We start from the raw sequence: 12,738 nt of genomic DNA, 5'->3' as shown, positions 1-12,738 counted from the left end.
GCGGGCCTTCGTGGTGTCCGGGCACCGGTCCCCCGCAGCCGGTAATGTCCGGTCTGATGAGAGATGTCGTCGAGATCCTGGCCGAGGCCGGCATGCCCACCGCGGTGGCCGTGGCGCTGAACGGCGGGTTCTCCAACGAGACCTACCGGGTGACCGCGGGCCCGGTCGACGCTGTCCTGCGCCTCAACGGCCGGCAGAACGACGTCCTGGGCCTGAGCCGCGCGGGCGAGGCCGCCGCGATCCGAGCCGCGGCCGTCCGAGGCGTCGCCCCGCAGGTGCTCGCGTCGGGCGACGACTACCTGCTCACCGCGCTGGTTCCCGGCGCACTGGTCACTGCCGAGCAGTCCCACGAGCCGCGGTACATCCGCGAGCTGGCCCGGGTCCTCACCGAGGTGCACGCGCTCGACGGCGTCGATCGGCGGTGCGACCCGTTCTGGCTCGTGCGCACCTACCTGGACGGCGCGCGCCGCCTGGGTGTGTCGATGCCCGACCGCCTGGACGGCGTGCTGCGGAAGGTCGACGCGATCGAGGCCCGCGCCGCTGTGCGCGGCGACCGCATTGCCTACTGCCACAACGACTTCTATCGCTTCAACGTCATCGCCGACGACGGGCGGCTGACCGTCCTGGACTGGGAGCTCTCCGGCGTCGGGAACGTGTACTTCGACCTGGCGACCCCTGCATTCCACGAGGCGTACACCCCCGCGGAGGATCGCGTGCTCATCGAGGCCTACTTCGGGGAGTTCGACGACCAGCACGCGGCCGCGCTGCAGGACTTCAAGTACCTCAACATGGTCCGTGAGGTCGCGTGGGGGCTCCTGCACGCCGGTCTCGACGCCGCCCGCCCGGACGCCACGCATGTCAACCACTCGTTCGACTACGCGCAGTCGGCCACCTGGTTCCTCGGGCGGATCCTTGCAGGCCACGTCACGGCGCGTGACGACTAGGTCCGATCGGCGGGCCTACTCGACGTCGCGCAGTGCGGACTGCACAGCGACCGTGTCGGCGCCGTACGTGTCGTCGGCGTAGCGCTGGATGCTGCCGTCGTCGTAGACGACAGTCACCCAGACGTAGCCGTTCTCGATCCAGCCGGTGAGGCCGTCGAGGTCGTCGAACACGTCGTTCTGTAGCGCCTGAGCCTCGGGCTCCGGCGTGTCCGGTGCGACCGATCCGGCGTTGTCCGGATCGAGCCGGGGGTCCTCGGGGGGTGCGGGCCGCTCGGTCGGGGCCGCGGCAGCCTTGGTGAGGTGGAAGGTCTCGCCGTCCCAGGTGCCCTCCACTGCGTACTCGCCCCAGGTCGTGCCCTGCGCGGAATCGGCCTCGACGGCGTCCCAGTCCCACCCGGCGATCTCCGGGCCGCCGCACTGGGGCGGGAACGATTCGGCCACCCCGCCCAGGCAGAGCACGGGCGGGCCGTCGCCCTCCTGGAGGACGGTCGCGACGGCGGACACCTGTCCCGACGCCGACGGGGTGGGCGGCGCGGTGGCCGCCGGGTCGGCCGCCGCCGGTGCGTCGTCGGGCTCGTTCCCGTCCGACGCCGGGCCTGCCAGGCCGGCGCATGCGCTCAGGAGCAAGATGCCGGCCAGCTCGGCACCGAGGAGCCGGCGTTGTGCGCGTCGCGGGTTCATGCCCGGCATGTGTCGTCACGACGACGGCGCTTGCGCGGCTGCCGGACCGCCGTTCCGGGGGACTCGATGACTGCCCCGCCCGAAGCGCCAGTGGCAGCGAGGCGCGCTCGTCGCGCGCGGGTTCTGCTCCTGGCAGATGAGGCCGTTCTGGCGGGCGATGCGAACGTGCGTGCGATAGATTGGTGTCATGACGCGAACCGGTGAGATGCCACCCCGAACGGCCGACGGGCCCGACCCGTCCGTGCCGTTCGATGGCGTGGCTACCGACGCGGCCGGTGTTCGGGCGCTGCGTGAGCTGCTGGCGACCATGATCCTGCCAGGCGGGTCTGACACGGCGTCGTCCGTGTCGAGGCAGGTGCAGGCCGAGTGGGTGGATCTGCTGGGTGAGCTGGAGGCGGTGAAGAACACCGTGACCGCGGTGCAGGGCCGGCTTGTCGTGGCGTTGGAGGAGGCCACGAAGGCGGACGAGGCCCGGCAGAGTATTCGGGCTGAGCGGCGGGGTCGTGGTGTGCCGAGTCAGATCGGTTCCGCGATGCAGGCCAGCCCGCATGCGGGCGGGGTGTTCCTGGGCACGGCCCGAGTGTGGGTCACCGGGATGCCGCACACGTTCGATGCCCTGCGTGCGGGGGTGTTGTCGGCGTGGCGGGCGACGTTGATGGTGCGCGAGACGTCGCATCTCTCGCCCGAGCACCGTGCCCAGATCGATGAGGAGATCTGCGGGCCGGCGAACCTGGTGGCGCTGGCCCGGATGGGCACGAAGCGGTTGGTCGCGCGGGTCAGGGAGCTCGCCGCGCGGTTGGACGTCCACGCGTGTGTGAAGCGGAACGCGAAGGCGGTGTCGGAGCGGTGTGTCTCGGTGCGGCCTGCTCCGGACTTGATGGTGTATCTGACGGCGTTGGTCCCGATGCAGCAGGGGGTGCAGGCGTACGCCCTGCTGAAGGCGCACGCGGACGCCGCGAAGGCGGCGGGTGATGAGCGGGGTGCCGGGCAGATCATGGCGGACACGCTGATCGAGCGTGTTACCGGCAGGGAGCCGGGCAAGGCTGATGAGGTCCCGGTGACGATCAGTCTGCTGGTCTCGGACCAGACGCTGCTGGCCGGAGGTGACCAGCCCGCCGTGGTGCTGGAGGGTGCTCCGGCGGGGGTGGGGAGTGTCCCGGCCCCGGTGGTGCGGAGCCTGGTGGCGCACGGGCTCGACGCGGACGCGGCGTGGCTCCGCGCGGTCTATGTGGACCCGCGTGGTCGGTTGTTGGCGACGACGTCGACGTCCCGGTTCTACCCGCAGGGTCTGGCCCGGTTGCTGCATGCCCGGGGGCAGGGCATCTGTGGTTCGTCGTGGTGCGACGCCCCGATACGGCATATCGACCACATCACGCCGTATGCCGAAGGCGGTGCGACCAGCCTCGACAACGGCCAAGGACTGTGTGCTCGGTGTAATCACGCGAAGCAGGCACCGGGATGGGTGCAGCAGGTCACCGAGGTCGATGGCCGGCACGCGGTGGAGACGACCATGCCCACGGGGCACACGTCGGTGTCTGTCGCGCCCGCACCACCGGTGCCGGTTCGCGATGCCGTCCCGGGGTGGACCCCCGCCGTCGGTATGAGCGGACCAGGCAAGGGACGGATCCCACGCAGCCGGTACTCGATCGGCTGCCACACCGGCCGTGACCGGGGCGCGATCGCCTACCGGCCACCCCGGAACACCGGCCCCGGGCGCCGGCCACCCCGGCGCGCCCGCCCGGCCGACCTCTCCTGGGCTCACACGCCCGGGGCACATACCCGCTGACCCGGCGACCGCCGCGAGCCGACCCTCACGGCGGCCATAGGCATGCCCGGACATCCGTCGGGCGCCTGGCACCAGCGGCCGACCGCGAGAGACTGGGGCCGTGCAGCACCACGACGAACAGGCCCTGTCCGGAGGGTTCGTCTCGACCGTGACACGGCGGGGCGACGAGGTACACCGCTCGATGCCGGACCGCCACGAGTACGTGCACGAGCTGCTGCGGTACCTCGCGGAGCGCGGCTGGCGCGGCGCGCCCCGGCTGCTGCGGGTCGAGCCGCCCGCGACGGAGGTGCTCAGCTACCTGGACGGCCTCAGCGGAGCGGACGACGGCATGCGGCGGGCCGCGGCGGAGCCGTCCTGCCTGGCCGCGCTCGCCCGGCTGGTGCGCGAGCTGCACGACCTGACGGCCGGAACCGCCCTCGCCGGGGACTCCGAGGTGGTGTGCCATCACGACATCGACCCGCGTAACACGGTGTTCCGGCGCGGCACGAGTGGGATCGAGCCGGTCGCGTTCGTCGACTGGGACATCGCCGGCCCGGGCCGGCGGATCGAGGACGTCGCGCACCTGGTCTGGCAGTTCGTCCCGCTGGGGCCCGGAAGCGACGTCGGCAGCGCGGCGCGGGCGCTCGTGACGGTGTGCGAGGCCTACGGGCCCCTGGACCGGTCCGAGCTCGTGCCGACCGCGCTCTGGTGGCAGCGCCGGTGCGCCGACGGCATCGACGCCGGTGCCCGGGCCGGTGAGCCCGCCATGGTCCGGCTCGCCGAGCTCGGCGTGCCCGACGACGTGCGGCGCCAGGCGGCCTGGACCGCGGAGCACGCCGCGGAGCTCGGGCTGCTTCTCTGACAGCGGCCTGCCGCTCGACGGCGCCGCACGTCCGAGGCACACTGGCAGCGGCGGGGACACCGGGGTCCGCACGCCGGAGCGGAAGGGCATCACATGGCCGACTACGCGGACGTCTACCGGCGCAGTCTCACCGATCCCGAGGGATTCTGGGGCGAGCAGGCGGCCGTGATCTCCTGGTTCCGCAAGCCGACCCGTGCGCTCGACGCCGACAGCCCGCCGTTCTACCGCTGGTTCCCCGACGGCAGGCTGAACACCTGCTACAACGCGCTCGACCGGCACGTGATCGCGGGCCGCGGAGACCAGGCGGCCCTGATCTACGACAGCCCGGTCACCGGCACCTCCAGGACGATCACCTACGCCACCCTGCTCCAGGATGTCGCGGCGTTCGCCGGCGCCCTGCGCGACCTCGGCGTCGGGCAGGGCGACCGCGTGGTGATCTACATGCCGATGGTGCCCGAGGCCGTCGTCGCGATGCTGGCCTGCGCCCGGCTGGGGGCCGTGCACTCGGTGGTGTTCGGCGGGTTCGCCGCGAACGAGCTGGCCGTGCGGATCGACGACGCGCAGCCCAAGGTCGTCGTGTCGGCGTCGTGCGGCATCGAGCCGACAAGGGTGGTGGAGTACAAGCCGCTGCTGGACCGGGCCCTGGAGCTGGCCGACCACGCGCCGTCGTCGTGCGTGGTGCTGCAGCGGCCGCAGGCCGTCGCCACACTCGTCGAGGGGCGCGACCTGGACTGGGCCACTGCGCTGCATGCCGGGCGGGCGAATCCCGCGCCGTGCGCGGAGGTCGCGGCGACGGACCCCCTCTACATCCTGTACACGTCGGGCACGACGGGGAAGCCGAAGGGAATCCTGCGCGACAACGGCGGCCACGCCGTCGCCCTCGCCTGGTCCATGCGCAACATCTACGACATCGGCGCGGGCCAGGTCTGGTGGACGGCGTCCGACGTCGGCTGGGTGGTCGGCCACTCCTACATCGTCTACGGGCCGCTGATCGTGGGGGCCACGACGGTGCTGTACGAGGGCAAGCCCGTCGGCACGCCCGACGCCGGGGCGTTCTGGCGGGTCGTCGCCGAGCACGGCGTGGAGGCCCTGTTCACCGCACCGACCGCGATCCGGGCGATCAAGAAGGAGGACCCTGAGGGGATCCTCGTGGCGAGCCACGACATCACCTCCCTGCGGCACCTGTTCCTCGCGGGGGAGCGGCTCGACCCCGGCACGTACGAGTGGGCCGGGCGCATCCTCGGGGTGCCCGTCATCGACCACTGGTGGCAGACCGAGACCGGGTGGGCCGTCGTCGCCAACCTGCGCGGGCTCGATCCGATGCCGACCCGGCCCGGGTCGCCGTCGGTCCCGGTACCCGGATTCGATGTGCAGGTGCTGCTGCCCGACGGCACGGTCGCGGGGCCGGGGCAGGAGGGCAGCCTCGCGATCCGCCTGCCGCTGCCGCCCGGCACCCTGCAGACGCTGTGGCGGGACGACGAGCGGTACGTCTCGTCGTACCTCGCGGCCTACGACGGCTACTACCTCTCGGGCGACGGCGGCTACGTGGACGACGACGGGTACGTCTACGTCATGGGCCGCACCGACGACGTCATCAACGTCGCCGGGCACCGGCTGTCGACCGGGGCGATCGAGGAGGTGCTCGCGGCGCACCCCGCGGTGGCGGAGTGCGCGGTGATCGGTGCGGCCGACCCGCTCAAGGGCCAGGTCCCGCGCGGGTTCGTGGTGCTCAAGGCGGGCGCCGACCCCGCAGGGGTGGCGGCCGAGCTCGTCGCCGCGGTGCGCGACCAGATCGGGCCGGTCGCCGCATTCAAGGACGTGGAGATCGTCGCCGGGCTGCCGAAGACCCGCTCGGGCAAGATCCTGCGGCGCACCATGCGCCAGCTGGCCGACGGCGAGCACCCCGCCGTGCCGTCGACCATCGATGACCCGGCAGTGCTGACGGCGCTGGAGCCGGTGCTCCGGCGCGAATGACATCTGTCATGCATGGACCGGGCATTCCTCCGGGCGAGGTCGTGATCGGCGGCACTTACCGGCACGCCAGTCCCGCCGGAGGGTGGGTACATGAAGCGAATCCACTTCAGTTCCCCGCATCCGCTCCCGATCCGCGTGCTGCAGCTCCCCGTCCGACCGCGACGACGGCGCGGCCGAGGCGTGGCCCTGCTGGCCGTGCTGGGCCTGGCCGGCGCGCTCGCGGTGCCGGCCGCGGCCGACGTCAGGCGGGACGGCGCCGAGCCCGGTGCGGAGCCCGCCGCGAAGGTGGAGTGGGGCACCTGCCCGCCCGACGTCGCGGCCGAAGCCAGCCCCTACGTCCTGACCTGCGCGAGCGTGCCTGTGCCGCTGGACTACTCCGACCCCGACGGCGAGCAGATCGAGCTCCAGCTCTCCCGGTTGGCCAGCGACAACCCTGCCGAGCGCCGCGGGGTGCTGCTGCTCAACCCGGGCGGCCCCGGCGGCTCCGGGCTCGCGCAGTCGGCGCTCCTGGCGTCCCAGGGCCTGCCCGACAGCGTGCTGGCCGCCTACGACCTGATCGGCATGGACACCCGCGGGGTCGGTCACTCGACCCGGGTGGACTGCGGGTTCGCCGCTGACGGCGACTACTTCGGCAACGTCCCGCCGTACGCCGTCGACGACGCGGCGGTCGTCGAGCGGGCCGAGGTCGTCGAGGCCGCGGCCGAGCAGTGTGCGGCGAACGACGAGAACGGCCTGCTCCGCCAGGTGTCGACGGCGAACATGGCCCGCGACCTGGACAGCATCCGGGCGGCGCTGGGTGAGGAGAAGGCCAGCTTCCTGGGCTACTCCTACGGTTCCGCGCTGGGCGCCGCATACGCGTCGATGTTCCCCGAGACGGCCGACCGGGTGGTGCTGGACAGCATCGTCGGCGACACGCACCTGGACCAGGAGGGCCTCCGTCGGTTCGCCCAGGGGGTGGAGCAGACGTTCCCCGACTTCGCGAAGTGGGCGGCGAAGCGACACGCCGCGTACGGCCTTGGCCGGACTCCGGCGCAGGTGCGCGCCGAGTACTTCGAGACCGCCGAGCAGCTGGACGGCAACCCCGTGCAGGGCGTCGACGGCGCTCTGTTCCGCCAGCTCGTCTTCGGTGGGCTCTACAGCGAGCGGATCTACGGCCGGACGGCGCAGACCTCGCAGTCGCTGCGGGCCGGCGACGCCGCTGCCGCCCGGAGCCTGCTCGACGCGAACCTCTTCGACGGCGCCGCGCCGACCGCCGCAGCCGACGCCGAGGTGGCGCCGCTCTCCAACGCCCTGTCGGTGTTCCTCGCCACGACCTGCAACGACGTCGAATGGCCGGAGGACGTCAACGCCTACCGCAAGGCCGTGGCCGAGGACCGCGAGCGGTACCCGATGTTCGGCGCGGCCTCGGCCAACATCCTGCCCTGCGCCTACTGGCCCGAGCCGATCGAGCCGCCGGTGCAGATCGCCGACGAAGGGCCGCACAATGTGCTGATCCTGCAGAACCGTCGCGACCCGGTCACCCCGCTGGCCGGCGGCGAGCGGTTGCACGAGAAGTTCGGTGACCGGTCCCGGCTGGTGACCGTCGACGGCAGCGGCCACGGCGTCTACGCGCTCGGCGACAACCCGTGCGCCCTGAACGTCGCGACGACCTACCTGGTCGACGGCACGATGCCCGAGCGGGACGTGTCCTGCCCGGCGGCCTGACGGAGCTCCGGGGCGGGGGAGCGCGCGGCCCTCGAGGCGGCGCGCTCTCGCGCAACGGCGCCTAACATCACCGTCTCGACGGGGCGCCGCGCTAGGGTGACGCCGTGCAACACCCCGGAGAACCTGGCCTCGTCCCGGAGCCTGCGTCGACGCAGGCTCCGGGTGGCTCGGTGCTGGTCGAGGACGGCGCGAAGGTCGAGACCGACCCCGCGCTGCGTCCGGCCGCGCGCTGGTGGCGGCATGTCACGGAGGAGGCTTTCGGCCTCGACCTGGTTCCCTCGGCGACCGATCGTGGCTCCGACCCTTCGACCGGACAGTGCGTCGTCTTCGCCCTCGCTCCCGAGCTGCCGGCCGGCGGGTACCGCATCGGGGTGCGCCCGACCGGGGACCGCCCCGGGGCTGCCGGCTCGGTTCGGGTCGACGCCGCGGACCTTGCCGGCGCGCACGCCGCCGCCCAGGCCCTGCGGCAGCTCGCGGGCCCGGCCGCCTACCGGCGCAGCGGTACCCGCCCGCTCGAGCTGCCGGTCGTGCGCATCGCGGACCACCCGCGGTTCGAGTGGCGGGGCGTGCTGCTCGACGTCGCCCGCCACTTCCTGCCCAAGCACGACGTGCTGCGGTTCATCGACCTCGCCGCCGCCCACCGGCTGAACGTGCTTCAGCTCCACCTCACCGACGACCAGGGCTGGCGGGTGCAGGTCCATCGCTACCCCGAGCTGACGCGGACCGGCGCCTGGCGTCGTGAGTCCACCGCCGGCACCTGGCGCACCGGCTCGGGCGACGGCCGTCCGCACGGCGGCTTCTACACCCAGGACGACCTGCGCGAGATCGTCGCCTACGCCCGCGACCGGGGCATCATCGTGGTCCCGGAGATCGACGTTCCCGGCCACGTCGAGGCCGCCGTCGCCGCCTACCCGGAGCTCGGCACTCGCAAACAGCGCAACGGGGTGCGCACCACCTGGGGCATCAGCCAGGACGTGCTCGACCCGTCCGAGGGCTCGCTCGCGTTCTTCCGGCACGTGCTGGACGAGGTGCTCGACGTGTTCGACGGGCCCTGGATCGGCCTCGGGGGCGACGAGGTGCCGCCCACGCTCTGGCGGGAGTCGCCCTGGATCGTCGAGCGCGCCAGGGCGCTGGGCCTGCTCGGGCCGGACGGAGCCCCCGACGTCGCGCAGCTGCACGGCTGGTTCGTCGCCCGCCTCGCGGAGCACGTGTCGGACGCCGGGCGCCGCGCCGTCGTCTGGGACGAGGCGATGTCGCCGCTGCTGCCGCGCGACGCGATCGTGACGTCCTGGCGCGGCTACGCCCAGGGCGCGGCAGCGCTCGCGGCCGGGCACGACGTCGTCATGGCGCCCGAGCAGGCCGTCTACCTGGACCACCGCGCGGGCACCCACCCGCAGGAGCCGATCCCGGTCGGCTTCCTCCGCACGATCGAGGACGTCTACGCCTTCGATCCCCTCCCCGCCCCGCTGAGTGCTGGGCTTTCGCCCGTTCAAGGCCGGAAAGCGGGGCGAAAATCCAGCACTCAGCAGAGGGCGGGGCGATTGCTGGGAGCGCAGGCGCAGGTGTGGACCGAGCATCTCGACAGTGCGCGGCGTGTCGACTACGCGACCTATCCGCGGCTCGCGGCGTTCGCCGAGGTGATGTGGTCGCCGCGCGCCGACCGGGAGCCGGGCTCGGCGGCGTCGAAGGAGTTCCTGGAGCGCCTGGAGCGGTGCCACCTACCGCGCCTGGACGCGTACGGCGTCGAGTACCGCCCGCTCGCCGGGCCCCACCCGTGGCAGACCCGGCCCGGCGTCCAGGGCCACCCGCGGGACCTGGCGGCGGAGACCGCCGTCGGCGGCTGGGCGGGGATCGGCGGCTGGCGCGAGGACGGCGGCGTGGAGAACCTCCCGGAGCCGTCCCGGCCCGAACGGCCCGAGCCCGAGCAGTAGCCCGACGAGCCCCGGCCCGGCCAGCCGGCCGGTTGGCCCGCAGCTCAGATCGCGCGGCAAGATGTGGGATGTGCCGCGTATCGACGACCCCATGTTCACCTGGCCCCTGCTGACGCTCGACGAGGCGGCCCTGGACCACAACATCGCGACCGTGGCGGGCGCGTTCGCGGGCGCGGGCGTCGAGCACGCGCCGCACGTGAAGACCCACCTGTCCCGCGAGATCTGGGAGCGGCAGTCGGCGAGCGGGGTGTGGGGCGCGACCGTGGCCACGCCCGCCCAGCTCCGGACGGTGCTCGGCTGGGGCGTCCAGGGGTCAGGACGCCGCGTCTTCCTCGCGAACGAGATCGTCGACCCCCGGGACATCGCCTGGCTGCGCTCGGCGCTCGGCGCCGACACCGCGGACAGTACCGCCGCCGCTGACACTGCCGCCGACGAGGTCTGGGTGTACGTGGACTCCGCGCGGGGAGTCGACCTGCTCGCCGCGGGCTTCGCGGGCGCCGCGCCGGAGGCCGTCGCGCGCCTGGGCGTGCTCGTGGAGCTGGGGGTCCCCGGCGGCCGCACCGGGGCGCGCAGCGTGCCGGACGCCGTGGCGCTCGCCCACCGGGTGCACGACGCCGGGCTCCGGCTGGTCGGCATCGCCGGCTACGAGGGGTCGGTCGCGAGCGGCACCAGCGACGAGGAGCTGGGCGCCGTCGGCCGGTGGTGCGATGAAGTGCGCGTGGCAGGGGCCGCGATCGCGGGCCTCGTGGACGGGCCGGTGGTCCTGAGCGCCGGCGGCAGCACGTTCGCCGACGTCGTCGTGCGGCGCCTCCCCGTGCCGGTCCAGGACGCGGCGGGCGAGGACGTGCCGACCCGGGTGGTGCTGCGGTCGGGCGCGTACGTGACGCACGACCACGGCCACTACCTGCGCGTCGACCCGTGGACGCGCCTGGGCACCGAGCCGCTGCGGCCCGCGATCACGATCTGGGCAGTGGTGCTGTCCACGCCCGAGCCCGGGCTGGTGATCTGCGGCCTAGGACGCCGGGACGTGTCGTTCGACATCGACCTGCCGACGCCGCTCGTCGCGCGCACCCCCGACGCCGCCGGACGGCTGGGGGAGGCCCGCCCGCTGGCCGGCGTGCAGGTGACCGCGCTGAACGACCAGCACGGCTACCTCGCCGTCGACCCCACGGCCGAGGGCGCGCTGCGGCCCGGCGACGTCGTCGGGTTCGGGATCTCGCACCCGTGCACCACGTTCGACAAGTACCGCACCGCCCTGGTGACCCGCGGCGACGACGTCGTCGAGCAGGTCACGATCGATCTCTGACCCCGCACCTGGCCCACCGCACGACCCGAGCAAGGAGACACTGATGACCACGAAGACCGCCCTCTCGACCCCGGACGCCCCCGCGCCCGCGCACACGTTCCACCAGGGTGTTCGCAAGGGGCCGTTCGTGCAGGTCTCGGGGCAGGGCCCCATGGACCCGGCGACGAACACGTACGTGCACGCCGGTGACGTCGCCGCGCAGACGACGCGGACGCTCGAGAACGTGCGCGCGATCGTCGAGGCGAGCGGCGCGACGTTCGACGACGTCGTGATGCTGCGGGTCTACCTCACGAAGCGCGAGGACTTCGCGGCCATGAACGAGGCCTACGGCGAGTTCGTGACGAAGCACTGCCCGAGCGGCGTGCTGCCGAGCCGGACCACCGTGTTCGTCGGCCTGCCGCACGAGCAGATGCTGGTCGAGATCGACGCCCTGGCGATCACCGCCTGAGGCTCAGTCCGCAGGGGTGGGCTCCGGGGCCGCCGTGGGGGGCAGCGTGGGGTGGTTCCTGGCGAGCTGCCGGCGGATGCCGACGACCACCAGGAGCACCACGCCGGCCACCGCGAGCCACGGGATGATCGCGCCGAGCACCATCACGACGACGTTGAACGTGATCACCAGCGCGCTCCACCCCGCGGACAGCCCGCCGACGAACCCGCCCGGCCGGGCCTGGGCGGCGGGGCCGCCCTCCGCCACGATCTCGACGTTCAGCGTGGACATCGCCACCTCGTCCGAGAGCCGGTTCCGCTCGGCGACCACGGAGTCCAGCTCGGCCTGACGACTGGAGAGCTCGGCCTCGATCTGGATGAGGTCGGCGGTGCGCTCGGCGTCGGCCATGAGCTCGAGCAGCCGGCCGGTCGAGGTGCGCAGCGCCTCGATGCGGGCGTCGAGGTCCTGCGCTGTGCCGGTGACGTCCACGGTCTCGACGTGGCGGTCGCGCACCTCGCCGAGCTCGTCGAGGGCGTCCAGCGTGGCCGAGACCCGGTCGGCGGGGATGCGGAGCGTCATCGATGCGCTGCCCGGCTCGCCGTCGGTCGCGGCTCGCTCGTCGCGGGCCTCGACCCGGCCGCCGGCCTCCTCCACGAGGTCGGCGATCTGCTCGGCGGCGTCGAACGGGTCGTCCACCGCGAGCGTCGCGTTGCCGGTGGTCACGAGCTCGCGGTCCACCCCCTCCTCGGAGGTCTCGGTGATGCCGACGGCGCCCGTCGCCTCGGTGACGGAGTCCGAGGCCGTGCCCGGTTCGACGATCCCGCTGCGTCCGGCCCCGGAGTCGCCGGCGCCCGCGCCACCGCCGGAGCAGGCGGCGAGGGTGGCCACGAGGATCCCCCCGACGACCGCCGTCAGGAGGGTGCGGACGAGTCGGCGCGCAGGCGTGCCCGCGTCCCCCCTGGCTGACCGGTTGCGCTTCATGGGACGAGCGTAGGAGCCATGTCGGGCCCCAACGTGCCCCGCCTGAGAACTGTGATCCCTTTGTGAACTTGTGGGCCTGGTGACCGGTTTTTTCTTCGGTTTTGCGGGGATTTTGATCACGGTGCGGTCACGTCGTGCTCGTCACGCCAAGGTACGGCAGGCT

Annotated in this window: 10 protein-coding genes; 8 read left to right on the top strand and 2 right to left on the bottom strand. The window is 73.2% G+C overall.

Going from position 1 to position 12,738, the window contains the following annotated elements; translation table 11 throughout:
• The first annotated feature begins 56 nt into the window (after window positions 1-56).
• Window positions 57-944, top strand: coding sequence for a phosphotransferase (locus ACFT2C_RS03930; RefSeq protein ID WP_377205698.1), 888 nt, complete (start codon window positions 57-59; stop codon window positions 942-944).
• Window positions 945-959: 15 nt separating this feature from the next.
• Here ACFT2C_RS03930 and ACFT2C_RS03925 read toward each other — a convergent pair whose 3' ends face one another.
• Window positions 960-1,625, bottom strand: a complete 666-nt coding sequence (locus ACFT2C_RS03925; protein WP_377205697.1) for a hypothetical protein — start codon at window positions 1,623-1,625, stop codon at window positions 960-962.
• A gap of 307 nt (window positions 1,626-1,932) precedes the next feature.
• On the opposite strand from ACFT2C_RS03925, the gene ACFT2C_RS03920 reads away from it, so the two are divergent.
• The 7 genes from ACFT2C_RS03920 (at window position 1,933) to ACFT2C_RS03890 (ending at window position 11,615) form a co-directional block, all read left to right on the top strand.
• Window positions 1,933-3,411 (top strand): HNH endonuclease, encoded by a 1,479-nt coding sequence (locus tag ACFT2C_RS03920; RefSeq protein ID WP_377205719.1) that lies wholly within the window; start codon window positions 1,933-1,935, stop codon window positions 3,409-3,411.
• Between the two features lie 100 nt (window positions 3,412-3,511).
• Complete coding sequence (locus ACFT2C_RS03915) at window positions 3,512-4,252, top strand: phosphotransferase (RefSeq protein WP_377205696.1); 741 nt, start codon at window positions 3,512-3,514, stop codon at window positions 4,250-4,252.
• A 93-nt stretch (window positions 4,253-4,345) separates the two neighbouring features.
• On the top strand, window positions 4,346-6,226 hold the full coding sequence (locus ACFT2C_RS03910) for a propionyl-CoA synthetase (RefSeq protein WP_377205695.1): 1,881 nt from the start codon (window positions 4,346-4,348) through the stop codon (window positions 6,224-6,226).
• 90 nt (window positions 6,227-6,316) lie between these two features.
• The gene (locus ACFT2C_RS03905) at window positions 6,317-7,930 is read left to right on the top strand and encodes an alpha/beta hydrolase (RefSeq protein WP_377205694.1); all 1,614 of its coding nucleotides are present in this window, start codon (window positions 6,317-6,319) and stop codon (window positions 7,928-7,930) included.
• Between the two features lie 104 nt (window positions 7,931-8,034).
• The gene (locus tag ACFT2C_RS03900; protein WP_377205693.1) at window positions 8,035-9,861 is read left to right on the top strand and encodes a beta-N-acetylhexosaminidase; all 1,827 of its coding nucleotides are present in this window, start codon (window positions 8,035-8,037) and stop codon (window positions 9,859-9,861) included.
• Between the two features lie 91 nt (window positions 9,862-9,952).
• Entirely contained in the window at window positions 9,953-11,167 is a 1,215-nt protein-coding gene (locus ACFT2C_RS03895; protein WP_377205692.1) for an alanine racemase, read from the top strand.
• Between the two features lie 43 nt (window positions 11,168-11,210).
• Window positions 11,211-11,615, top strand: a complete 405-nt coding sequence (locus ACFT2C_RS03890; protein WP_377205691.1) for a RidA family protein — start codon at window positions 11,211-11,213, stop codon at window positions 11,613-11,615.
• A 3-nt stretch (window positions 11,616-11,618) separates the two neighbouring features.
• Here ACFT2C_RS03890 and ACFT2C_RS03885 read toward each other — a convergent pair whose 3' ends face one another.
• Complete coding sequence (locus tag ACFT2C_RS03885) at window positions 11,619-12,575, bottom strand: DUF4349 domain-containing protein (protein ID WP_377205690.1); 957 nt, start codon at window positions 12,573-12,575, stop codon at window positions 11,619-11,621.
• Window positions 12,576-12,738 lie beyond the last annotated feature (163 nt).

It is taken from the genome of Promicromonospora sp. NPDC057138 (assembly GCF_042670845.1).
In the GTDB taxonomy this organism is placed as follows: domain Bacteria; phylum Actinomycetota; class Actinomycetes; order Actinomycetales; family Cellulomonadaceae; genus Promicromonospora.
The sequence above is the reverse complement of the archived record's forward strand: the minus strand, read 5'-3'. Positions and strand labels throughout refer to the sequence as shown.